The organism is Streptomyces sp. NPDC020299, assembly GCF_044387825.1.
Taxonomy (GTDB): Bacteria; Actinomycetota; Actinomycetes; order Streptomycetales; family Streptomycetaceae; genus Streptomyces.
Genome location: NZ_JBIRWL010000014.1, coordinates 203,180 through 225,640 on the forward strand (window position 1 = coordinate 203,180; position 22,461 = coordinate 225,640).

Annotated in this window: 24 protein-coding genes; 13 read left to right on the top strand and 11 right to left on the bottom strand. The window is 71.4% G+C overall.

Going from position 1 to position 22,461, the window contains the following annotated elements; all coding sequences use genetic code 11:
* Positions 1-125: 125 nt before the first annotated feature.
* Positions 126-326, top strand: a complete 201-nt coding sequence (locus ACH45E_RS31875; RefSeq protein ID WP_361448306.1) for a hypothetical protein — start codon at positions 126-128, stop codon at positions 324-326.
* A gap of 6 nt (positions 327-332) precedes the next feature.
* Positions 333-737 carry a type II toxin-antitoxin system VapC family toxin gene (locus ACH45E_RS31880; RefSeq protein WP_361448309.1) on the top strand — a complete coding sequence of 135 codons (405 nt, stop codon included), beginning with the start codon at positions 333-335 and terminating at the stop codon, positions 735-737.
* Positions 738-824: 87 nt separating this feature from the next.
* On the opposite strand, the gene ACH45E_RS31885 is transcribed toward ACH45E_RS31880, so the two are convergent.
* From ACH45E_RS31885 to ACH45E_RS31905, 5 genes are all read right to left on the bottom strand, one after another.
* Complete coding sequence (locus ACH45E_RS31885; RefSeq protein ID WP_361448312.1) at positions 825-1,592, bottom strand: succinate dehydrogenase iron-sulfur subunit; 768 nt, start codon at positions 1,590-1,592, stop codon at positions 825-827.
* Positions 1,592-3,346, bottom strand: a complete 1,755-nt coding sequence (gene sdhA / locus ACH45E_RS31890; RefSeq protein WP_361448315.1) for a succinate dehydrogenase flavoprotein subunit — start codon at positions 3,344-3,346, stop codon at positions 1,592-1,594. The genes ACH45E_RS31885 and sdhA overlap by 1 nt, the downstream gene beginning before the upstream one ends.
* Positions 3,347-3,365: 19 nt before the next feature.
* Positions 3,366-3,848, bottom strand: coding sequence for a succinate dehydrogenase hydrophobic membrane anchor subunit (locus tag ACH45E_RS31895; RefSeq protein ID WP_361448318.1), 483 nt, complete (start codon positions 3,846-3,848; stop codon positions 3,366-3,368).
* Between the two features lie 6 nt (positions 3,849-3,854).
* Positions 3,855-4,235: a succinate dehydrogenase, cytochrome b556 subunit gene (gene sdhC / locus ACH45E_RS31900; protein WP_361448321.1), complete on the bottom strand. Its 381-nt coding sequence runs from the start codon at positions 4,233-4,235 to the stop codon at positions 3,855-3,857.
* A gap of 172 nt (positions 4,236-4,407) precedes the next feature.
* Positions 4,408-4,980 carry a 2-oxo-4-hydroxy-4-carboxy-5-ureidoimidazoline decarboxylase gene (locus ACH45E_RS31905; RefSeq protein WP_399041982.1) on the bottom strand — a complete coding sequence of 191 codons (573 nt, stop codon included), beginning with the start codon at positions 4,978-4,980 and terminating at the stop codon, positions 4,408-4,410.
* 152 nt (positions 4,981-5,132) lie between these two features.
* On the opposite strand from ACH45E_RS31905, the gene ACH45E_RS31910 reads away from it, so the two are divergent.
* The 3 genes from ACH45E_RS31910 to ACH45E_RS31920 all read left to right on the top strand — a co-directional run bounded on the left by ACH45E_RS31910 (position 5,133) and on the right by ACH45E_RS31920 (position 8,298).
* Positions 5,133-6,773: a glycoside hydrolase family 20 protein gene (locus tag ACH45E_RS31910; protein WP_361448327.1), complete on the top strand. Its 1,641-nt coding sequence runs from the start codon at positions 5,133-5,135 to the stop codon at positions 6,771-6,773.
* Positions 6,774-6,890: 117 nt separating this feature from the next.
* A complete protein-coding gene (locus ACH45E_RS31915; RefSeq protein ID WP_361448330.1) occupies positions 6,891-7,667 on the top strand; it encodes a DUF4328 domain-containing protein in 777 nt (258 codons plus the stop codon).
* A gap of 76 nt (positions 7,668-7,743) precedes the next feature.
* Positions 7,744-8,298: a hypothetical protein gene (locus tag ACH45E_RS31920; RefSeq protein ID WP_361448333.1), complete on the top strand. Its 555-nt coding sequence runs from the start codon at positions 7,744-7,746 to the stop codon at positions 8,296-8,298.
* A gap of 286 nt (positions 8,299-8,584) precedes the next feature.
* Here the strand turns inward: ACH45E_RS31920 and ACH45E_RS31925 are convergent, their stop codons facing one another.
* Positions 8,585-9,073 carry a DUF1877 domain-containing protein gene (locus ACH45E_RS31925; protein WP_361448336.1) on the bottom strand — a complete coding sequence of 163 codons (489 nt, stop codon included), beginning with the start codon at positions 9,071-9,073 and terminating at the stop codon, positions 8,585-8,587.
* A gap of 189 nt (positions 9,074-9,262) precedes the next feature.
* On the opposite strand from ACH45E_RS31925, the gene ACH45E_RS31930 reads away from it, so the two are divergent.
* The 5 genes from ACH45E_RS31930 (at position 9,263) to ACH45E_RS31950 (ending at position 13,256) form a co-directional block, all read left to right on the top strand.
* A complete protein-coding gene (locus tag ACH45E_RS31930) occupies positions 9,263-9,658 on the top strand; it encodes a hypothetical protein (protein ID WP_361448338.1) in 396 nt (131 codons plus the stop codon).
* A gap of 40 nt (positions 9,659-9,698) precedes the next feature.
* Positions 9,699-10,370: an RNA polymerase sigma factor gene (locus tag ACH45E_RS31935; RefSeq protein ID WP_399041985.1), complete on the top strand. Its 672-nt coding sequence runs from the start codon at positions 9,699-9,701 to the stop codon at positions 10,368-10,370.
* A gap of 41 nt (positions 10,371-10,411) precedes the next feature.
* Positions 10,412-11,146 (top strand): hypothetical protein, encoded by a 735-nt coding sequence (locus ACH45E_RS31940; RefSeq protein ID WP_361448341.1) that lies wholly within the window; start codon positions 10,412-10,414, stop codon positions 11,144-11,146.
* A gap of 362 nt (positions 11,147-11,508) precedes the next feature.
* Positions 11,509-12,171: an RNA polymerase sigma factor gene (locus ACH45E_RS31945; RefSeq protein ID WP_361448344.1), complete on the top strand. Its 663-nt coding sequence runs from the start codon at positions 11,509-11,511 to the stop codon at positions 12,169-12,171.
* Complete coding sequence (locus tag ACH45E_RS31950; RefSeq protein ID WP_361448347.1) at positions 12,171-13,256, top strand: hypothetical protein; 1,086 nt, start codon at positions 12,171-12,173, stop codon at positions 13,254-13,256. The genes ACH45E_RS31945 and ACH45E_RS31950 overlap by 1 nt, the downstream gene beginning before the upstream one ends.
* A gap of 205 nt (positions 13,257-13,461) precedes the next feature.
* Here the strand turns inward: ACH45E_RS31950 and ACH45E_RS31955 are convergent, their stop codons facing one another.
* Complete coding sequence (locus ACH45E_RS31955) at positions 13,462-14,292, bottom strand: L,D-transpeptidase family protein (RefSeq protein ID WP_361448350.1); 831 nt, start codon at positions 14,290-14,292, stop codon at positions 13,462-13,464.
* Positions 14,293-14,374: 82 nt separating this feature from the next.
* Between ACH45E_RS31955 and ACH45E_RS31960 the strand changes: the two genes are divergently transcribed.
* Together ACH45E_RS31960 and ACH45E_RS31965 are read left to right on the top strand one after the other, a co-directional pair.
* Positions 14,375-15,955 (top strand): methylmalonyl-CoA mutase family protein, encoded by a 1,581-nt coding sequence (locus ACH45E_RS31960; protein ID WP_361448412.1) that lies wholly within the window; start codon positions 14,375-14,377, stop codon positions 15,953-15,955.
* A gap of 99 nt (positions 15,956-16,054) precedes the next feature.
* On the top strand, positions 16,055-16,627 hold the full coding sequence (locus tag ACH45E_RS31965; protein ID WP_361448415.1) for a Uma2 family endonuclease: 573 nt from the start codon (positions 16,055-16,057) through the stop codon (positions 16,625-16,627).
* Here the strand turns inward: ACH45E_RS31965 and ACH45E_RS31970 are convergent, their stop codons facing one another.
* The gene (locus tag ACH45E_RS31970) at positions 16,628-18,007 is read right to left on the bottom strand and encodes an FAD-dependent oxidoreductase (RefSeq protein WP_361448353.1); all 1,380 of its coding nucleotides are present in this window, start codon (positions 18,005-18,007) and stop codon (positions 16,628-16,630) included.
* Between the two features lie 71 nt (positions 18,008-18,078).
* On the opposite strand from ACH45E_RS31970, the gene ACH45E_RS31975 reads away from it, so the two are divergent.
* Entirely contained in the window at positions 18,079-18,729 is a 651-nt protein-coding gene (locus ACH45E_RS31975; RefSeq protein ID WP_361448356.1) for a TetR/AcrR family transcriptional regulator C-terminal domain-containing protein, read from the top strand.
* Here ACH45E_RS31975 and ACH45E_RS31980 read toward each other — a convergent pair.
* The 3 genes from ACH45E_RS31980 to ACH45E_RS31990 form a co-directional block, all read right to left on the bottom strand.
* The gene (locus tag ACH45E_RS31980) at positions 18,714-19,901 is read right to left on the bottom strand and encodes an acyltransferase (RefSeq protein ID WP_361448359.1); all 1,188 of its coding nucleotides are present in this window, start codon (positions 19,899-19,901) and stop codon (positions 18,714-18,716) included. The genes ACH45E_RS31975 and ACH45E_RS31980 overlap by 16 nt on opposite strands.
* 215 nt (positions 19,902-20,116) lie before the next feature.
* Entirely contained in the window at positions 20,117-21,448 is a 1,332-nt protein-coding gene (locus tag ACH45E_RS31985) for an alpha-2,8-polysialyltransferase family protein (RefSeq protein ID WP_361448362.1), read from the bottom strand.
* Positions 21,448-22,434, bottom strand: a complete 987-nt coding sequence (locus ACH45E_RS31990; protein WP_361448365.1) for a glycosyltransferase family 2 protein — start codon at positions 22,432-22,434, stop codon at positions 21,448-21,450. The genes ACH45E_RS31985 and ACH45E_RS31990 overlap by 1 nt, the downstream gene beginning before the upstream one ends.
* Positions 22,435-22,461 lie beyond the last annotated feature (27 nt).

Below are 22,461 nucleotides of genomic sequence, written 5' to 3' on the forward strand. Positions count from 1 at the left end.
CCCTGGCGGACGGCTTCACAGTACGCGTGTTCGGGGACTCGCTTGTGGGACGGAATCTCGGTGTCGGCGGGTGGAGGCACCCGTATGCTGGGCCACGGAGTCGGTTCCCGTCCCTGGTGGAGGTCATGATGAGTACGCCCACACCGGAAGGGTTCAGCTACCCGCCGCCCCGGCCACGCCTGTCGGTCGAGGAGCTGCTGGCCGCGAAGAACACCCAGCCGATCCGGTCCCTGGACGACCTCGCCGCCGACACCTTCGAGTCGGACGAGGAGCTGGAGGAGTTCCTCGCCTTCACGTACGCCGAGCGCCACCGAGACGTCGCCTGAGGACCCATGCAACCCGTCATCCTCGACACCGACGTCGCCTCCCTGTCCCACAAGCGCAAGCTCACCGGGCCGCTCGCCACTCGTCTCATCGGTCGCAAGCCGCTGATCACCTTCGTGACCTACGGTGAACTGACCAAGTGGATGGAGATCCGTCACTGGGGCGCCCGCAGCCGCCAGGAACTCGCCGACTGGCTCGCCGACATCCCCGTCGTTCCCGGTGACGAGCCCGTCGCCGCCACCTGGGGACGGCTCTCGGCCGCCGGGATACAGCGTGGCCGGCCCCGCCCGACCAACGACATGTGGATCGCCGCCTGCGCACTCACCTACGACCTGCCGCTGGCCACTCTCAACCTCAAGGACTACGAGGACTTCCGCCTCCACCACGGCCTCCGCGTCCTCGGCGCGGAGTAACAGTCGCAGCTGGAGTGGCGGAAGGCCCCGCCCCCGGTGAACAACGGGGAGCGGGGCCTTCGGGTGACGTGCCGGGGTCGGCAGGTCTCAGTACCGGCGCGTGATCAGCGCGCGCTTGACCTCGGCGATCGCCTTCGTGACCTCGATGCCGCGCGGGCAGGCGTCCGTGCAGTTGAAGGTCGTGCGGCAGCGCCAGACGCCGTCGCGGTCGTTGAGGATCTCCAGGCGCTGCTCGGCGGCCTCGTCGCGCGAGTCGAAGATGAAGCGGTGCGCGTTGACGATGGCGGCCGGGCCGAAGTACTGGCCGTCGTTCCAGAAGACCGGGCAGGACGACGTGCAGGCGGCGCAGAGGATGCACTTCGTCGTGTCGTCGAAGCGCTCGCGGTCCTCGGCCGACTGGAGGCGCTCACGCGTGGGCTCGTTCGTGTCCTTCGTGATGAGGAAGGGCATGACGTCCCGGTACGCCTGGAAGAACGGCTCCATGTCCACGACCAGGTCCTTCAGGACCGTCAGGCCCTTGATGGGCTCGACCGTGATCGGCTTCTCGGGGTTGATGTCCTTGATCAGCGTCTTGCACGCCAGGCGGTTCTTGCCGTTGATCCGCATGGCGTCGGAGCCGCAGATGCCGTGGGCGCAGGAGCGGCGGAAGGTCAGCGTGCCGTCGACATCCCACTTGATCTTGTGGAGACCGTCGAGGACGCGCTCCTTCGGGTCGATCTCCAGCTGGAAGTCTTCCCAGGTCGCCTCGGCAGAGACCTCCGGGTTGAAGCGGCGGACCCGGAAGGTGACCGTGATGTAGGGGGACGCCGCCGACTGCGCGTCCGCCTCGGCCTTGTCCATAACGGGGGTTGCCATCAGTACTTACGCTCCATCGGCTGGTAGCGGGTCTGGACGACCGGCTTGTAGTCCAGGCGCACGGTCTCGGTGCCGTCGTCGCCCACCTCGCGGTACGCCATGGTGTGGCGCATGAAGTTGACGTCGTCGCGGTTGGGGTAGTCCTCGCGGTAGTGACCGCCGCGCGACTCCTTGCGGGCCAGGGCGGAGACCGCCATGACCTCGGCCAGGTCCAGCAGGTTGCCCAGCTCGATGGCCTCCAGCAGGTCGGTGTTGAACCGCTTGCCCTTGTCCTGGATCGCCACGTTCTTGTAGCGCTCGCGCAGCTCGGCGATCTTCTCGACGGCCGTCTTGATCGTCTGCTCGGTGCGGAACACCATGACGTTGGCGTCCATGGTCTCCTGCAGCTCGCGACGCAGGACGGCGACCCGCTCGTTGCCCGTGGAGGTGCGCAGGCGCTCGATCTGCTCGACGACGAGGGTCTCCGGGGCCTCCGGCAGCTCGACGAAGTCGGCCTTCTGGCTGTACTCCGCCGCCGAGATACCGGCCCGCTTGCCGAACACGTTGATGTCCAGCAGGGAGTTCGTGCCGAGACGGTTGGCGCCGTGCACCGAGACGCAGGCGACCTCGCCGGCCGCGTACAGGCCCGGGACGACCGTGGTGTTGTCGATCAGGACCTCACCCTCGACGTTCGTCGGGATGCCGCCCATCGCGTAGTGCGCGGTGGGCTGGATCGGGATCGGGTCCGTGTACGGCTCGATGCCCAGGTAGGTGCGCGCGAACTCCGTGATGTCCGGGAGCTTGGCGTCCAGCTGCTCCGGCGGGAGGTGCGTGAGGTCCAGATAGACGTGGTCGCCCTCGGGACCGCAGCCGCGGCCCTCGCGGATCTCCGTGTAGATGGAGCGGGAGACGACATCACGGGACGCGAGGTCCTTCATCACCGGCGCGTACTTCTCCATGAAGCGCTCGCCGTCCTTGTTGCGGAGGATGCCGCCCTCACCGCGGGCGCCCTCCGTCAGCAGGATGCCCATGCGCCAGATGCCGGTCGGGTGGAACTGGAAGAACTCCATGTCCTCCAGCGGCAGGCCGCGGCGGTAGACCGCCGCCTGGCCGTCACCCGTCAGCGTGTGGGCGTTCGACGTCACCTTGAAGAACTTGCCGCAGCCGCCGGACGCGTAGATCACGGCCTTCGCCTGGAAGACGTGGATCTCGCCGGTGGCCAGCTCGTACGCGACCACACCCGCCGACTTCTTGACGCCGTCGACCTCGGTGATCAGCTGGTCCAGGACGTAGAACTCGTTGAAGAACTCCACGCCCTCCTTCACGCAGTTCTGGTACAGCGTCTGGAGGATCATGTGGCCGGTGCGGTCGGCCGCGTAGCAGGACCGGCGGACCGGGGCCTCGCCGTGGTTGCGGCTGTGACCGCCGAAGCGGCGCTGGTCGATCGTGCCGTTCGGGGTGCGGTTGAACGGCAGGCCCATCTTCTCCAGGTCGAGGACGGAGTCGATGGCCTCCTTCGCCAGGATCTCGGCGGCGTCCTGGTCGACCAGGTAGTCACCGCCCTTGACCGTGTCGAAGGTGTGCCACTCCCAGTTGTCCTCCTCCACGTTGGCCAGCGCGGCGGCCATGCCGCCCTGCGCGGCGCCCGTGTGGGAGCGGGTGGGGTAGAGCTTGGTCAGCACGGCGGTGCGGCTGCGCTTCGTCGACTCGATGGCGGCGCGCATACCGGCGCCACCGGCGCCGACGATGACTGTGTCGTACTTGTGGATCTTCATGATTCTCGCAGCCCCGTGCCTAGCGGATGTTCGGGTCGAAGGTGAAGATCACCAGCGTGCCCAGCAGGATGGTGAACACCGTGGCGGTGTAGAGCAGGCCCTTGAGCCACAGCCGGGTGTTCGCGCGCTCCGCGTAGTCGTTGATGACCGTGCGCAGGCCGTTGGCGCCGTGCAGCATGGCGAGCCACAGCATCAGCAGGTCCCAGACCTGCCAGAACGGGGACGCCCAGCGGCCCGCCACGAAGGCGAAGCCGATCTTGGAGACGCCGCCGTCCAGGACGAGCTGGATCAGCAGGTGGCCGATGACCAGGACGACCAGCACGACGCCGGACAGGCGCATGAACAGCCAGGCGGCCAGCTCGAAGTTGCCCCGCGTGGACTTGGGGGACTTCTTCGTGCGCTTGCGCGGGGCCTCGATGAGGGGCGCCGGGTTGTCGACGTTGTAGAGCGAGCCGCCTTCGACGGGGCCGATCCCGGACGCGGTCTTTTCAGTCGTGGACATACGGCGTCAGCTCCCGAAGAGGACTCGAGCGGCGTGGCCGAGGACCGGATAGATCGCGCCGAGCATCAGGACGACCCAGACGCCGACGACGGTCCACAGCATCTGCTTCTGGTAGCGCGGGCCCTTCGACCAGAAGTCGACGGCGATGACGCGCAGGCCGTTGAGCGCGTGGAAGAGGATGGCGGCGACGAGGCCGTACTCCAGCAGCGCGACGATCGGCGTCTTGTACGTGGCTACGACCTTGTCGTAGTCCTCGGGGGAGACACGCACGAGAGCGGTGTCCAGCACGTGAACGAACAGGAAGAAGAAGATGAGGACGCCGGTGACTCGATGAGCCACCCAGGACCACATTCCTTCCCGGCCGCGGTACAGCGTTCCAGCCGGCACGGAAGAACCCTCCGGGAGCGGGGACTAGGGCCGCGCCGGCTTCGGTTGTCGGTCGGGCCCGGCCGGGTACGGTCCACCGGCCCTCAGCATCGTATCGAGACGTTGTGGCTGGGCTCCGCGGGGGGTTGCCGGTGTGATCAAACTGGCATCTAAAGGTGCACGGACGGGCTATTTAGGGACGGCCGGTGGGGTGGGGGTTCTCCAGGGCGCTGATCAGACGCCCTCTTGCGAGGTGCCGCAGCTCCTCTGCCGCCACCACGCGTTCCTCGTCCGGATCGTTCGCCAATCGTGATCGGATGCCTTCGAGGATGCGGTCAAGGGCTTCCGTCGGTGTGGAGTCACCCAGACAGATGACGAACACGTGTCCGAAGCGCGCCTCGTAGGCCGCGTGGGCCGCGCTCAGGGCGGTGTGGGCCGCCGAGTACGTGTCCGCGGGCAGGGCCGGCAGGGACTCCGCCGCCAGGGCTTCCGCGAGGTCGGCCGGGGACAGGTCGTAGGCCGCCTCGTCCGCCGCGGCGAGGAGGGAGTCCAGGTCCGGGTAGGGGCGGTGGGCCGCGATGCGCTGGGCCCAGCGGAGGCTGTGCAGGCAGGTCAGAAGGGTGGCGTGGGCCTCGTCGGCGGGCGCGGTGTTGAACCCCTCGACTGCGGTGGCGGACGGCGGGGTACGGGTCTGCCCGGGGAGGGCCGGTATGGCCACTCGCCCGGAGGGGTACGGGTGCGCAGGCAGCGTGGGTCCTCGCGTCACATGTGTGTGGTGGGGATCTTGTGAGAGGTGTGTCGTCACGTTATCGAGAATGGTCACGGTGTGTCCGAGGGATGCCCGAATTTCACTCGGACGGGAGAGTTTCGGAGCGTGTGGATGACGGACAGTCGGCGACCGGGCCGTAGGTTGGGCACGTGAGCCAGCACAGGCGCCGGGCGCCGGAGCAACGGGTGAGTCGGAAGCGGGCGATAGTCGCCGCCGCCTTCGTCGGCACGGTTGGGCTCGGCGTGGGAGTCGGGTTCTGGGCCTCGGCGGACGGCGACAACGAACCCGGCGGGAGCGCGCGGCGGTCCGCGGACGGGGCCGCCTCCGCGTCGCCGAAGCCGAGCCCCACGCCCAGCCGCTCCTACCCGCTGTCCCAGGCGCCCCGCACGATCCCCGCCGTGCGCTCCCACACCCCCGCCCGCGGCCCCGGCTGGCGCCCCGCGCACGGCGAGCGCGTGGTGGTCAGCGACGCTGACCTGGCCGACGAGGGCAAGCTGATCGCCGGTGAGCTGGGCCTGTCGTACGCGGGCGAGCGGGGTGACGTGCGCGCCGGGGACGTACGGCTGGCGCTGAACGACGACGAGGGCGCGAACCCGGAGTCGTACACCATGACCGTGCGCGGCGGGCGCGTGAACATAAGCGGGCCCGCCGACGCGGGCGTCTTCTACGGCACGCGCACCCTCAAGCAGGAGGTCCACGGCGGCGGTACGGCACCCGAGGGCGTCGTACGCGACCAGCCCGCCAAGCCGCGGCGCGGGTTCAACCTGGACATCGCCCGCAAGCCGTACTCCGCCTCCTGGATCGAGGACCGCGTCAAGGAGCTCGGCGACCTGAAGTTCAACGAGCTGGGGCTGCACTTCTCCGACGACCAGGGCTTCCGGATCGAGTCCACGAGCCACCCGGAGATCGTCTCCAAGGACCATCTGACCAAGGCGCAGGTCAAACGGATCGTGGACCTCGCGGCCAGTCGGCACATCACGGTCGTCCCCGAGATCGACTCGCCCGGACACCTCGGTGCCGTCATCGCCGCCCACCCCGACCTGCAGCTGCGCGACGCGCGGGGCGTCCCCACACGCGGGGCGGTCGACATCTCCAAGGCCAGCGCGGCGGCCATCGTGGACGACCTCCTCGACGAGTACGCAGGGCTGTTCCCGGGCTCCGAGTGGCACCTCGGCGGTGACGAGTACCAGGCCCTGACCGTCGCCGACCCGCAGGCCTCCTACCCGCAGCTGGCCGCCGCCGCGCGGGACGCCTACGGCGCCGGCGGCACCGTCTCCGCCCTCGCCACCGGCTGGCTGGGCGACCGCGCCGACACCGTCCGCGCCCACGACCGCACGATGCGGGTGTGGAACGACGGGTTCTTCCGGGGATCGTCCGTGCAGCCCGCGAAGGACCTCCAGGTCGCGTACTGGACCGGCAAGGAGATCGGTGCCCGGCAGCCGGTGGAGTACCTGAGCGCGGGGCGGAAGGTGCTCAACTACAACGACGAGTTCCTCTACTACGTCCTCGGGGAGCCGCAGACCTTCGTCTACCCGACCGGCAAGCGGATCTACGAGCAGTGGAACCCACGGATCCTGCGCGGCACCACCGCCGTCCCGGCCCGGTACGACGGGCAGATCCTCGGCGGGTCCTTCGCCGTGTGGTCCGACATCGCGAACGCGCAGACCGAGGCGCAGGTCGCCGCGGGGATCCGGATGCCGCTGCGGGCGACCGTGCAGAAGCTCTGGGATCCGGGCAAACCGGCGCTGACCTGGACCCAGTTCCAGAAGCTGGCGGACCGCCTCGGCTGAGCGCCGCCGTATCCCGGTGGACGCGCGGCATCGGCGAACCGTATCTTCCCGAAGCCGCGCGGGTGCCTCAGGGGAGAGTCGCGCCCGGCGTCTCGACCACACCCCGGGGGACCTACCGTGATCTGCTCACGCTGCCACCACTTCGCCGCCGCGCCCGGCGGCACCCTGTGCGCCCGCTGCGCCGGCACGCCGGAGCCGCCCGCCCCGCCGTTCGCCGGGGCGTCCACCGCCTGGCTGCGCTCGCCGGTCGGGCTGGGCCGGGCCGCGGCGGCGGTGCTCGGGCTCGTCATCGCCACCGACCTGTTCGCGATCCACGCCGACCTCCTCCAGTTCGACGTCTCGGGCGACCTCGTGGACGGCGCCTACGGCACGGCCGTCGTCCGGCGCGCCGACCACGCCGACGCCCTGTACCGGGCCTCCGGCATCGCCCAGTCGATCGCGTTCGTGGCCTGCGTCGTCGTCTACCTGTGCTGGTTCTACCGGGTCCGGGTCAACGCCGAGGTGTTCAACCCCGGCGGCCAGAGCAGGAAGCGCGGCTGGACGATCGGCGGCTGGTTCACCCCGGTGGTGAACCTCTGGATGCCACGCCGGATCACCCTCGACGTCTGGGAGGCCAGCAGCCCCTGGGGAGCGCCCCGCTCGCACGCGCCGGTCAACGCCTGGTGGACGCTGTGGATCATCTCGCTCCTCGCCGACCGGGCCTCGTTCAGCGCGTACCGCCGGGCCGACGGCGCGCAGGGGCTCCACGACGCCGTCCGGCTGATGCTGTTCTCCGACGTCGTCGACCTCGCGGCCGCCGCGCTCGCCGTCCTCGTCGTACTGCGGCTGACCGGCATGCAGCATCGGAAGGCCCTCGGCGGACCCGTTCCGCTGGCCGAAACCATGCCCCTGTGACACTCCCGGGCCGTCGCACGCAGTAAGGGGAAATGCGGGCTCCGTAAAGGTCGGTGCCCTGGCGAGGGAGGATTCCATGAGCCTGGTGGAACTGATCGCTCAGGCCGACGAACGCGGGCTGGCCGCCAGCGGACTGGCTTGTTTGGATCGGTGCGTGCCCCTGCTGGGCGGCGACGACGAGGTCCTGCGGCCGTTGTGGGGAAGCCTCGCGGACACCGGTGACTGGGCGGCGGGCCTCCAGCAGGCGCGTGCCACGCTCGGCTCCGCCCGCCCGGGCGTGGCGACCGAGGACGAGGCCGCGGGCCTGGCCCGCCGGATGCTCGACGCCGCACCCGCCGAGTGCACCGGTGCCGGTGCCCGGGCCTGGGCCGACGCCTGCTCCGTGGCCTCCCTCCAGATCCACCGGCTCCTCGACCCCGCCGCCGACGCCTCCTCCGTCGACTCCCGCCGCGCGGGCAGCACGGAGGGCATGACACCCCTGGTCGCCGCCGAGCTCCGCCGCCAGCTCACCGTCCTGGAACTCCTCGCCACCCACGGCCCGGCCGGCCTTCGCGGCGCCCTGGAGACGACCACCGAGGGCCGCCGAGTTCTACGCGCGGTGGTGTCCCGACGAGCCCGGGGGCGCGGCTGAGGCCTGTCCGGCGGATCGGCTCGCAGGGACGGGCGGTGCCTCGTCGGCACTGGTGAGCGGCGCGAATGAGGGAGGGCACCCCGCGTCCGCGACATGATCCGCCTGACAGGCCGGGGCCTGTCACGAAAGTCCCGGCTGCCCGGAGACGCCCGGCACGCTCACTCGCCGCCGCAAGGGCGCGGGAGGTGCCCCCGCTCGCCGCACCGGGCGAGCACGCACCTACGGCGCGACACCGGTCGGCACCGCGGGCGTCGGGCCCGCTGTGAAATCCCGGTCCGCCGGCGGCTCACAGCACCACCCACTTCACCACCGCCTCCCCGCACGCCGAGGCGTGGGTGTAGAACTCCGTGAGGTCGCGGTGGGCCGCCGCGAAGACGCCGTGGGTCTGCGGCTCGGTGGTGGGGCCGCCGTAGCGGGGGAGCAGTTCGTCGCGGGAGCCGTGCCACAGGGCCGCGAAGTCGGCCGAGGCGAGGTAGGCGGCGACGGCGGCGGTCTCGGCCGCGGTCAGCAGCAGGAACGGGGGCAGCCCGAGCGCCGAGTGGAACACCGCGCGGCCACCCAGGACCACCTGGGCGCGCGGGTCGTCCTCCGCGAGGTCCGGGGGCGAGCCGGCGTACAGCAGTTCGTGGTCCAGGTAGCGCTGGTCCAGCACCTCCTCCCGGCACAGGCGGATCCGCTCCCGGACGGCCTCCCAGTCGTCCTCGAACAGCCGCTCCAGCGAGCGCACGTCGTCTCGTAACTCCCCGGGCGGCACCGCGCGGAGATGGAAGCACATAGTCATCATGATCAATAGCGCACGGGAGGCGCCGAACATCACTCCCGCCCCAAACCCGCGAGCCCGGGCAGGTCCTGTGACAGTCCTGCGGCGGAGCGGGGTCGGTGTTGCGCCGATCACGGAATCGGCCCGGATCGGCGTGACGCAAGGCCCACCGGACCCGCTTTCCCCTATGTGACTACCCAGTACGTGACACAGCAGCAGACCAGGCCGCACGCCGCGGCGAAGCCCGTGCGGTGGGCGGCGGACGTGGTGGCGACCATGCGCGAGGGCGCGCGGGTACGGCTCGACTACTCGGCGCAGAGCCTGTGGCGCGTCGACCGGATGATCGAGGAGATACGGCGCGAGGGCACCCCTGCCGAGGCGGTGCGGGACGTGCTGCGCGGCTTCGGGGCGTACGCCGGTGAGGTGATCGTCCGGCAGACCGGCGCCGAGTGGTGGGCGTCCGGCGGCGACCACTGGGTCCGCACGCCCGACGGACGCCTGTGGGACCCGGTCGACGAGGCCCACCGCTGCTTCGGCGGACACGGGTCGCTGCGGCTGCTGTGCCGGGACGCGCTCGCGGGGACGGGACCGCGGCACTGAGCGCACCGGCGCTGTGACACTTCCCTGGGCTCCGACGCTGATGACCTTGAGGCACCGCACTGAGGAAACGGTTCTTGGCCAGGGAGGGGACACCGGCCGCGTGGGGGCGTACGACGGGGAACTGGGCGCGGCCGTCGCGCGGGCCCAGGAGGGCGACGAGGCGGCCTTCGCGGTGGTGTACCGGCTGGTGCAGCCCGGCCTGCTCGGCTATCTGCGCGGCCTGGTCGGCGACGAGGCCGAGGACGTGGCCTCCGACGCCTGGCTGGAGATCGCCCGCGACCTGGGCCGGTTCAAGGGCGACGGGGCGGGGTTCCGCGGCTGGAGCGCGACCATCGCCCGGCACCGCGCCCTGGACCATCTGCGCCGCCGGCGGGCCCGGCCCCGGGCGACGGAGCTGGAACAGGACGTACTGGAACTCCCCGGCCGGCACAGCACCCATGAACAGGCCCTGGAGTCCATCTCCACGGCGGAAGCGCTGGCCCTGCTCCGCCGGCTGCCGCCCGACCAGGCCGAGGCCGTGCTGCTGCGCGTGGTCGTCGGGCTCGACGGTCCCGCCGCCGCCCGGGTACTCGGCAAACGCCCCGGCGCGGTGCGGACGGCCGCGTACCGCGGGCTGAAGCGGCTCTCCGGGCTGCTGGGTGCGGCGGAAGCGGCGGAAGCGGCGGAAGGTGTGACGGACGGCGGATCCGGCACGCTGGGGGAGTCGAAGTGACCGAGGACGGCGGCCCCCGCCGCCCAGGAATGGACGCGCACATGGGTGAACGCCACGACGGAGGCGGCCCATCCCCCCGACGGCACGCCGAGGAACTGCTCGGCGCCGCGCTGCGTCCGCACACCGTCGACGCGGAGGCCGAGCGGCGTGCCGCCGAAGCCTTCCGGGGCGCGCGGGACGCCGGGGCACTGCGGGCGCGGACCCGGCGCCGGGACGACTGGCGGCCCCGCGAGCGGGTGCGTGTGCCGCGCTCGGCGCGGGCGACGCTGCTGATGCTGCTGGCGAGTCTGACCCTGGGCGGAGTGGCGGTCGCGGCCATCGGCGTGGCCGGCTCCTCCGGCGAGGCCCCCGGCGACCGGTCCCGACCGGACGCCTCGGCCGGGGTACCGGACCGGGCCGCCGGGCGGACACGGTCCCCCGCGCCCGCCTCCCCGTCGTCCGGACCGGCGTCGCCGGAGCACCCGGCCACCGCCAAGGACACCCTGGCCCACTGCCGTGCCTACGAGAAGGTCGCGGACCACGGCAAGGCGCTGGACGCGACGGCCTGGCAGCGGCTGGTCGCGGCGGCCGGCGGCGAGACGAACGTCGCCTCCTACTGCGCCGGGCGGATCGCGGCGGCCGCGGACGACGGCAAGACCCCCGGAGCCAAGGGCGCGGCCAAGGCGAAGTCAAAGGTGAAGGCGAAGCCAAAGACGCAGGCGAAGCCAAAGACGCAGGCGAAGCCAAAGACGCAGGCGAAGCCAAAGACGAAGGCGAAGTCGAAGGCGAAGAAGTGACGGCGCGCCCCGCGCCGTTCGCCGCCAAGGCAACGGCCGGAGCCGCCACCCCCCACAGGAGAGGCCCCGGCCGTCGCGCGGCACGGACCGCGCGGCGGCCCGTATTTGCTACAGCGCCATGAGTGCGTTTTCTGTCACACCCAGCCACAGTCCACCGCGTCCAGGGTTAGTTGCATCTTGGACGGACATGGACGAGAAGCGGTTTCAGGTCGTAACGTGCCTTTCGCGCCGGGGCGCGGAGGACGCACGACCACCGCAGCCGTCTGCGGTCCCGAACACCGCAACCATCAATTGAGGAACCACGACGGCGAGGACCCGGTCCGCGAGAGCGGCGCCGGTTGAGGCGCAAAAGAGGGAACCAGGTGCTGGGGGACGACGCGGAGCTGACCGCCGCGGTACGTGCGGCACAGGCCGGGAACGAGACCGCGTTCCGTACGGTCTACCGCGCGGTGCAACCGCGGCTGCTCGGGTACGTACGGACACTGGTCGGCGACCCGGACGCGGAGGACGTCGCATCCGAGGCCTGGCTGCAGATAGCCCGTGACCTGGAGCGTTTCAGCGGAGACGCGGACCGCTTCCGCGGCTGGGCGGCCCGTATCGCCCGCAACCGCGCCCTGGACCACATACGGATGCGCGGCCGCCGTCCCGCCATCGGCGGCGACGAGACCGAGCTGACCGGCCGGGCCGCCGAGTCCGACACCGCGGGCGAGGCCATGGAGGCCCTGGCCACCGACAGCACCCTCTCCCTCATCGCACGCCTCCCGCAGGACCAGGCCGAGGCGGTCGTGCTGCGCGTGGTCGTCGGCCTCGACGCCAAGAGCGCGGCCGAGACGCTCGGCAAGCGCGCGGGCGCCGTACGCACCGCCGCACACCGTGGCCTGAAGCGGCTCGCGGAGCTGCTCGGCGAGGATCCGGAATCGGCGGCAAGGCTCGACGCGCTGCCGCCCCAGCGAGAACCGCGCCACCGCGCGGTGACGTCCGCCACTGTGACGCATACGCGTCCGCGGACGCAGAAGGACATGTGATGGCCGACGAGCAGTACAGGTGGCTGAACCGCAAAACGGCAGAACGTCTACTGCGCGGGGAGTCATTCGAAGCCGTCGACTCCGCCGCCCGCCCCGAGGCCGAACGGCTCGCCAAGTCCCTGGGCGCCCTGTCCGCCGACGCCACCGTGGCCGACACCGAACTCCCCGGCGAGGAAGCGGCGCTGGCCGCGTTCCGGAAGGCGCGCGAGGCCCGCGAGGACGCCGCCGCGCAGGCCGGCGCCGGTCACGCGGCCGGCGCCCCCGACGGACCCGCCGACGCCGGGCTGATCCGCATCGGCGGCCGGCCCCGCGCCGTACGCCGCCCCGCCTGGGGCCGCCCGGTGCGCCTGGCGCTCACCGCCGCGCTGGCCGTGGGCACGCTCGGCGGGGTCGCCATGGCCGCCGGCAGCGGGGTGCTGCCGACGCCGTTCCGCGACGACACCCCCGGGCCCGCCGCCTCGGCCTCCGGTGCCGCGACCCCCGAGCGCACGCCCGCCCCGTCCTCCCCGGAGGGCACCACGGGCGGCACGTCCGGTCTGCTGCCCCCGAACGGCGGCACGAGCGGCACCCCCAGTGCCGGCACCTCGCCCGGCGCGAGCCGGGAGAACCAGGCCGAGGGCGGTGCCACCGGCTCGCCCGGCACCTCCCACGGCACCGGCACCTGGTGGAGCGGCGCACGCTCGGTCTGCCGCGACATCCGGGCCGGAAAGGCGGTCGCCCCCGACCGCAAGCGCACCCTGGAAGGCGTGGCGGGCGGCTCCGCGCGCGTGTGGAAGTACTGCAAGGGCGTCCTCGAGTCGTCGTCCGGCAACGCGACCGGTGACGAGGACCGGAACGGCAAGGACGGCCGGGGCGGCAAGGACGGTAGGGACGGCCACGGCGGCGACGGCGGGCAGAACGGCAACGGCGGCCAGGGCGGCGGTGACGACGACGGCCACATAGGGCCGGGCGGCGACGACCACCACCGCCACGGAGGCTTCGTCACGCCGTCCCCCACGGCCTTCGCCCCGCTGTCGCCGCAGCACACACAGACCCCGTCGACGCCCTCGTCCCTGTCGCCGAGCCCCCCGTACGCCGCGCTCTGACCTGCTCTTTCGTAGGCCGGGAAACTTTTTTGGGGTAGCGCGTAACGTTTTCGGCCCCGGGTACGCAGTACAGAGTGAGCCGACTGGTCATCGGCCGTCGCACTGAGCCGGGGTTCCCCCCGTACCTACGGCTCGTGCACCTGGCGCGGGCGGGACACGTTCCCCCGGTCCCGCCCGCGCCCCGCAATCCCTCACCCTCTGGCGCTCACCAGTGGACGACGACCTTGTCGCCGTTCCTCACCTGCGCGAACAGCTCCGCGATCGCCGCCTCGTCCCGCACGTTGACGCAGCCGTGGGAGCCGCCGGCGTAGCCGCGCGCGGCGAAGTCGTACGAGTAGTGCACCGCCTGGCCCCCGCTGAAGAACATCGCGTAGGGCATGGGGGAGTCGTAGAGCGTCGACACGTGGTGCCGTGACTTCCAGTAGACGCGGAAGACGCCCTCCCGGGTGGGGGTGTACTGGGAGCCGAAGCGGACGGACATGGTGGACACCGTCCGCCCGTCGATCATCCAACGCAGCGTCCGGGTGGTCTTGCTGATGCACAGCACCCGGCCGGTCAGACAGCGCGGGTCCGGCGCGGCGGCCGGCTGACCGCCCATCAGGTACAGCTCCCACGTGCCCGGCTGGTGCGTCATGCCGATGAGCCGCCGCCAGGTGACGGTGTCGGTCCGGCCGGTCTGCGGCAGTCCGCGCTTGCGCTGGAAGCCCTTGACGGCCTGCTCGGTCAGATCGTCGTACGTCCCCGTCGGCCCGTCGAACAGCCAGTCGATCTGCCGCAGCCGGGCCTGCAGCTCGCGTACGTCCGGGCCGTTGTCGCCGCGGGACCACAGCACGTCGGCCGGCGCGGGGGCGGGGGCGGCGCTCGACTTCGGGGCCGCCGGGGCCGCCGGGGCGGGCGCCCGACTGCTCGGCAACCGGATGTGCACCGGCGAGCGCTGCTTGCCGTCGGCGCCCGGGGCCTGCGCCTTGCAGCCGCAGAGGACGGTGAGCGCGACGATGGAGCAGAGTGCGGCGGTCGAGCGTCCGATGCGGCTCATGCCCCAGATGCTTCCCCGCGTGACCGCCGCCGAACAACGGGGCATGGTGAGGAGTACCGAACCCACCTCGGAGGCACACACCATGGCGCGTGAGTCGGAGTCCGGACTGCCGATCGAGCCGGTCTACGGGCCTGAGGACCTGGCCGGCTGGGACCCGGCCGGAAAGCTGGGCGAGCCGGGCGCGTACCCCTTCACCAGGGGCGTGTACCCCAGCATGTACACCGGGCGGCCCTGGACGATGCGCCAGTACGCCGGTTTCGGCACCGCCACCGAGTCCAACGCCCGCTACCGGCAGCTGATCGAGCACGGCACCACGGGCCTGTCCGTCGCCTTCGACCTGCCCACCCAGATGGGCCACGACTCCGACGCTCCCCTCGCCCACGGCGAGGTCGGCAAGGTCGGCGTGGCCGTCGACTCGATCGACGACATGCGGGTGCTGTTCGGCGGGATCCCGCTGGGCGAGGTCTCGACGTCGATGACGATCAACGCGCCGGCGGCCCTGCTGCTGCTCCTCTACCAGCTGGTGGCGGAGGAACAGGGCGTGCCGGCGGACCGGCTGACCGGAACGATCCAGAACGACGTCCTGAAGGAGTACATCGCGCGCGGGACCTACATCTTCCCGCCGAAGCCCTCCCTGCGCCTGATCGCGGACATCTTCAAGTACTGCAAGGCCGAGATCCCCAGGTGGAACACCATCTCGATCTCCGGCTACCACATGGCCGAGGCGGGCGCATCGCCCGCCCAGGAGATCGCCTTCACCCTCGCGGACGGCATCGAGTACGTCCGTACGGCGGTCGCGGCCGGCATGGACGTCGACGACTTCGCGCCCCGCCTGTCCTTCTTCTTCGTCGCCCGTACGACGATCCTGGAGGAGGTCGCCAAGTTCCGGGCCGCGCGCCGGATCTGGGCCCGGGTGATGAGGGAGGAGTTCGGCGCGCGGGACCCCAAGTCGCTGATGCTGCGCTTCCACACCCAGACGGCGGGCGTCCAGCTGACGGCCCAGCAGCCCGAGGTGAACCTCGTCCGGGTGGCCGTCCAGGCCCTGGCGGCGGTGCTCGGCGGCACGCAGTCCCTGCACACCAACTCCTTCGACGAGGCGATCGCCCTCCCCACGGACAAGAGCGCCCGGCTCGCCCTGCGCACCCAGCAGGTGCTGGCCCACGAGACCGACGTGACCGCGACCGTCGACCCGTTCGCGGGCTCGTACGCCGTCGAGCGGATGACGGACGACGTGGAGGCGGCGGCCCTGGGCCTGATGCGGAGGATCGAGGACCTGGGCGGCGCGGTCGCGGCGATCGAGCGGGGTTTCCAGAAGGAGGAGATCGAGCGCAACGCGTACCGCATCGCCCAGGAGACGGACGCCGGCGAACGGGTCGTGGTCGGCGTCAACCGCTTCCGGTACGACGAGGCGGAACCGTACGAGCCGCTCCGCGTGGACCCGGCGATCGAGACCCAGCAGGCCGAGCGGCTCGCCCGGCTGCGGGCGGAACGGGACCAGGGCGCGGTGGACTCGGCCCTCGCCGCCTTGAAGAAGGCGGCGGAGGGCGAGGACAACGTCCTGTACCCGATGCGGGAGGCGCTGCGGGCGCGGGGGACGGTGGGGGAGGTGTGCGGGGCGCTGCGGGAGGTCTGGGGGAGTTATGTGCCGAGCGATGTGTTTTGAGCGGGGCAGTTCCCTCGAATGAGTGATCGAGGGCGGAAATCGCACGTCCGCGGTTAGGCTCGTGTCGGGTATTCCCGAAAGGAGGGTGCCGTGGCTGTGATGATGCACGAGTCGTCGCTCAGCGATGCTGCCGACCGGCTCTGGGAGGAGCTGCCCGGGCACCGGGTGGAGATCCTCAACGGGAGCATTGTTGTGACACCGCCGCCGGACGGCTCGCATCAGGAGACGCCGACCTGTCTCGTCGAAGAGTTCCTGGCGATCAAGGCCAGGGAGGCAGGCCTCAGATACCTCGGGGGGATCGGGCTATGGCTGCCGACTGGACCGGATGACTATGCGGTGCCGGACTTCTCTGTCGTCGACGCCGACTACAAGGACGCCCTCGTCGAGAAGAACTGCTACGCGCCGCACGTCTTTCGCCTGGTCCTGGAAGTGACTTCCTCCAACTGGACCAATGACACGGCTACCAAGGTCGACATCTACGCACGCGCCAACATCCCGGTGTACCTCATCGCCGACCGCAAACACGACGAGGTCCTCCTCTACACCAACCCGGCCGACGGCACATACCCCGCCCCTCTCCGCTACAAGCGAGGCCAGACCGTCCCTGTCCCGGACTCCGTAGGCGTCGCCCTCGACCTCCCCGTGGACATGCTCCTCGACGGCGACGACTAGCTAGCGGCAGCCCACTCCCGCCAGATACTCCCCGACCCCCGCCTCCGAGTCCCCCGCCCAGCCCACGTAACCGTCCGGGCGGACCAGGAACACGCCCGGGCCGTAGGACTCCGGGGCGGCCGGGAGCGTCCGTACCCCCGCGACGGAGGTCGCCGCGCCGAGCAGGGTCCAGTGCGAGCCCCGGAAGGCGTCGAACAGTCGTACCCCGTCCACTGTGCCGTCGGGTGCCCGGTCGCCCGCCCGTACGCCGGACGGGGCGGTACGCGTGTCCTCGGTCAGGGAGGACTCCGGATAGCCCAGGCCGAGCTGGACCGTCGCCTTGCCACGCTGCACCTCGCCGCGGTGCACGCTTGTCGACAGGCCCAGCATGGCCGCCGCGTTGGGGCGCCGTTCCTCCTCGTAGGTGTCCAGCAGCGCCTCGGGCGCGCCGTCCCGCAGGACCGCGCCCAGCTTCCAGCCCAGGTTGTACGCGTCCTGGACGCTGGTGTTCAGCCCCTGCCCGCCGGCCGGTGAGTGCACGTGCGCGGCGTCGCCCGCGAGGAACACGCGGCCCACCCGGAAGCGGTCCGCGAGCCCCGTCCGGGGCCGGAAGCCCGAGACCCAGCGCAGCTCGGTGACGTCCTGGGGGTCCAGGTGGGTGCACGCGGCGACCAGCTCGCGGACGCCTTCCAGGGGCTGCTCGGGTTCGGTGCCCTCGGGCAGCCTCGCGGCCAGCTGGAAGTCCTCCGTGCCGGCGAGCGGGCAGAGCATGAGGCCGGTGCCGTCGGCGCCGGGGAACGCGTGCCAGTACTCCCGGTCGAGGCCCTTCACCCGCACGTCCGCCACCAGGAACGGGTTCGGGTCGACCGTCTCGCCGGTCATCCCGACCCCCACCGCCCGCCGCACGGCCGAACGCCCGCCGTCGGCCCCGACGACGTACCGCGCGCGCAGGGTCGTACCGCCGGCGAACCGTACGCCCACGCCCTCGGCGTCCTGCTCCAGACCCGTCACCTCGCGCCCGAAGGCCACCTGCCCGCCCAGCTCCACCAGCCGCGCGTACAGCACCTCCTGCGTCCGCCACTGGGCGATCATCAGCGGCTCGGTGTACGGCGCGCCCTCCTCGGCCTCCAGGGGCTCGAACAGCGGCTGCTCGCCGACCTGTTCACCGTCCTTCCAGACCATCCGCACCGGGTAGGGCCCGCCCGCCGCGCGGATCGCGTCGAGGACGCCGAGGTCGTCGAAGACCTCCTGCGTGCGCGGCTGGATCCCCTTGCCGCGCGATCCGGGGAGCAACCGGTCCGCACGCTCCACGACCAGCGCGTCCACCCCGCGCCGGGCGAGGTCGATCCCCAGGGCCAGTCCGGTGGGCCCCGCTCCCACGATCAGGACGTCGATGTCCATCACGAGCCTCCTTAACGTTGTTAAGTGTCGTCGACGACGAGAGTGCCCTTAACGCTGTTAAGCTGTCAAGCGTGAGTACGGAACGCCGAGCGCCCCTCGACCGCACCCGGGTCGCGGACACCGCCCTGAGGCTGCTGAACGAGGTGGGCCTGGAGGGCCTGACCCTGCGCGCCATCGCCAACGAACTGGGCGTCAAGGCACCCGCCTTGTACTGGCACTTCAAGGACAAGCAGGCGCTGCTGGACGAGATGGCGACGGAGATGTACCGACGGATGGTCGCCGGCACCGCGCTCGACCCCGCCGACACCTGGCAGGAGCGGCTGCTGAAGGCGAACCGAGGGCTGCGCGCCGCGCTGCTCGGCTACCGGGACGGGGCCAAGGTCTACAGCGGCTCACGCTTCACGGGTGTCGACCACGGGCGCGAGATCGAAGCGACCCTGCGCGTCTTCACCGCCGCCGGCTTCACCCTGCCGCAGGCGGCCCGGGCGGCGATGACCGCGAACCTGTACACCATCGGCTTCGTCACCGAGGAGCAGGGCGTGCGGCCCCTCCCGGACGAGCGCCGGGAGGGCTACGACGTCGAGGAACGCGCCCGGCGGCTGGCCGACTACCCCCTGGCGGCCGAGGCGGGGAAGCTGCTCTTCGACGACTACGACGACCAGTTCGAGGAAGGCCTCGCGCTGGTGATCGACGGGATCCGGGCGCGCTACGGCGTCGACTGAGACGCCGACGGGGAGTTCAGCGTCGCCTTCCCCAGCGCCGCCCGCATCCGCGGCGTCAGCGGCTTCTCCACATAGCGGTTCATCAGCCAGGCGAGGAGCAGCATGAAGACGACCGTCAGCAGGAACGTCCCGTAGGCCGGTACGCGCAGGTCGCGGTGGAGGACCTTGATGACCACCCAGCCCAGGTGCTCGTGGACCAGGTAGAAGGGGTAGGTCAGCGCCCCGGCCACCGTCAGCCAGCGCCAGTCGGCCCAGTGCAGCCAGCCGAGGGCGATCGCCGCGACGGCGAGGAAGCCGAGCGTCACCACCAGCATGATGCCGAACGAGGTGCGGTGGCCGAAGGCGTGCGGGTTCGAGGCGTTCCACAGGGCGCGCACCGCGTAGTGCTGCCCGATCAGCCAGCTGACGGCCACGATGCCCCAGGCGTAGACGTCACTCCGGTCGCGGTGGACCAGATAGAGGCCGACGCCGCCGACGAAGAACGGCGCGTACTCCGGCATCAGCACGATGTCGAGCAGCGGCTGGTGCGCGCCCTGCGCGATCGCCGCCGCGAGGATCCAGCCCGCACAGAAGAAGATCACGCGCCGCCGGCTCGCCCCGGGCAGCACGACCAGCAGCGCGAAGAGGGCGTAGAAGCGGATCTCCGCCCACAGCGTCCAGCACACCCCGAGCACCCGGTCCACGCCCAGCGGCTGCTGGAGCATCGTCAGGTTCACCAGCGCGTCGCTGGGCGACACCGCCTTGAAGGTGACCGCGGGCAGCGCGAACACCGCCGTCACGAGCACGATCGCCAGCCAGTAGGCGGGCAGCAGCCGGGACGCGCGGGAGGCGAAGAACGACTTCAGGGACCGGCCCCAGCCGCTCATGCAGATCACGAACCCGCTGATCACGAAGAAGACCTGGACGCCGAGGCAGCCGTAGGCGAAGTACGTGTGCAGCGTGGGGAACTGGAGCTTCGGCGAGCTGCCCCAGGCGCGGGTGACGTCACCGTCGCGGCCGCCGTAGTGGTACAGGGCCACCATCAGCGCGGCGACCAGCCGTAGCCCGTCCAGGGCGCGGAGACGGCTCCCGGCGGCCCGCACCGCCGGGGGCGGGGCGGGCGGGGTGTCTTCCTGAGCGGGTACGGCCGGGGCGGGTTGTGACCGCGCCGTCGTCACAACCGTTTCGGTCATGCTGGTATCCCTCGCGATGCGCTGCGGGTCGTCAATGCCGCAGAACGTCAATCCTGCGGAACGTCAATGACGACCCTATGGCTTCACCCTGAGGGCTACTGTTCGACAGCCGCACGCTTCGCCGACCGGTTCCCATCGGTTCACCTGGGCGCCGCTTTGGTTTCCTTCCGTTCTCCCGCGCGGCTGCCGACGAACCCGCGACAGAGGCCGATGCGCTATCGGCGCACCGCCTTGCGCAGTGCCTTCGCCCGGCGTACCACCCGCCTGGCCGTGGCATTGCGGGGGATGAACGCCAGGCGTTCGGGGAGGCCGCCGGGCAGGCCGAGGGCGGTGAGGCGCTTGCGTTTGAAGTAGCGGCGGGTGCGCGGGCCGAGGTGGGCGGAGAGGTGGCGTTCGGCCGCCGGTCGCAGCCCCGGGTAGATCTGCGGCTGCATGGCGAAGCCGACCGCGGTGATCAGCTTGCCCAGGGTGCCGGCGGCGATGGGGTCCTCGCCCGGACCGCCCGCCAGATCGGGGATCAGCGCGTCGGCGAGGACGACGGGGACCCGGTTGCTGTTCTGGTAGGGCGTCAGGCGGTCCAGGAGCCGCGCGGTGCCGACGCGGGCGACGGGCAGGCCGTAGAACGCGGAGGCGGTGAACAGGGCCGTGGAGAAGCAGCCGACGACCAGTGCGGGCGGGGTCTGCTCGAACAGCACCTCGGCGAGCACCGGCACGTCCAGGACGGTGAGGTCCACGCCGAGCTTCGCGGCCTCGGTCTCCAGGGCGCGGCTGTAGCGGGCCGGCGCGGTCGGGTGCGGCTTGAAGACGATGCTGCGGTGGCCGCGCTCGACCGCGCCCCGCATCATCCGCACATGCAGGTCCTCCTCCTCCTCGGGGGTGAGGATGCTCAGCGCGGACAGGTACTGGCCGAGGAGCAGCGCCGCGTTCCCGGGCAGCGCGGGCAGGTCCGTGACGGTGGCGGTGAGTTCGGCCATCACCTTGAGGAACGCGTCCGTCGGCACGACCTCGGCCGGCACGTCGAACTCGGTGAGCAGCAGCGGCGTCAGCCCCGGCACCAGGTCCAGGTGGAGCAGGCGGCGCACCCGGGTGCCGATGAGCGGGTCGAGCTTGTTGCGGGTGGGGCCGTAGCTCATCAGGCCGTCGGCGTAGACGTCGATGACGGCCTCGGGGAACAGTTGGGCCACGGTCAGGGCGGGGGCGACCTGGATGGACTCCAGGACCAGCTCCACATCGTCGTCCCCGAGGTCCCACAGCATCCGCAGGTAGCGCTCGAACAGCGGGACGTCGTCCGCGCGCGGGGCCCAGGCACCGGGGTGGAAGGGGCGGATCACCTCGTTCCAGGACAGCACGTCGTCGAAGTGGTCGCGCAGCGGCTCGAAGCCCGGCATGGTGTCGACGGCCGGGGTGGTCTCCGGGGTCGCGGAGTTGTTGAGGACCAGCAGGAGTCTGCGGTCCTCCTCCTCGAAGCAGTCGGAGTCGAGCGCGGCGGCCAGGGTGGCGGCGCCGTAGAGCGTGGAGACGCAGAAGATCCGGGTGGTACGGGGCATCAGGCAGCCGCCTTCGCTGTGGTGATCCGGCGCCGCAGCCGCCGCAGCTTGGTGGAACGGTCGAAGTCCATGGTGTCGAGCACGTCGCCGAGCGCTTCCTGCGGCATGCGCTGGATGGCCGCCGCGCTCATCCACCGCAGCTGCTTGGCCACGGCCGGTTCCCACTTGGACTCGTCCGAGAGATGGTGGGCGATGATCGCGCAGTAGGTGCGGACCGCCTTCGGCAGCAGCCGGTCGGCGTCCGGGTCCGCGGCCGTCTCCTCGATGACCTGGTCGAAGGCGCGGATGAAGTCCAGCTGGCGGGCGTCACCGATCTGCGTGAGGGAGGAGGCGACCCCGCGCCGGTAGAACACGCCCAGCAGGCTCACCACGGCGAACGACTCCGCCTCACGGTGCAGCTTCCAGATCCACGGCCGGTCCTCGGCCGTGCGCAGCCCGTCGGTGAAGTGCAGCAGGCGCCTGTCCAGCAGCCGGCGGTGATAGACGCCGGCCCAGGCGAAGGCGTAGTCCACCGAGGTCGTCCGGTCGGCGGGCAGGATCGCGTCGCGCGGGTTCATCACCCGGCGGCGCCGCCCGTGCGGCACCCGTTGCACGGTGCGCGCGCGGGCCGTGGCCTGGACATGGTCGGTACGGACGAAGTCGCAGCCCAGCTCCTCGATGGCGGCCACCAGCTGGGCGTAGTAGCCCGGGGCCAGCCAGTCGTCGCCGTCCAGGAACGTCAGGTACTCGCCCCGCGCCGCGTCCAGGCCGGTGTTGCGCGCGGTGGCGAGTCCTCCGTTCTTCTCATGACGGATGTAACGCACCTGGGCGACATCGGAAAGCTCCTCGGCCGCGCGTTCGAGAATCGCCGGTGTTTCGTCTTTCGAATGGTCGTCGACCAGGACGAACTCGAAATCGGAACGGGCGTTCAGTCGAAGGCTCCGCAGGGTGTCCGGGGCGTATTGCTGCACGTTGTAGAACGGCACGATCACGGAAAGCTTAGGCACCCGAGAAACCCTAGGAGCCCGCCCGGC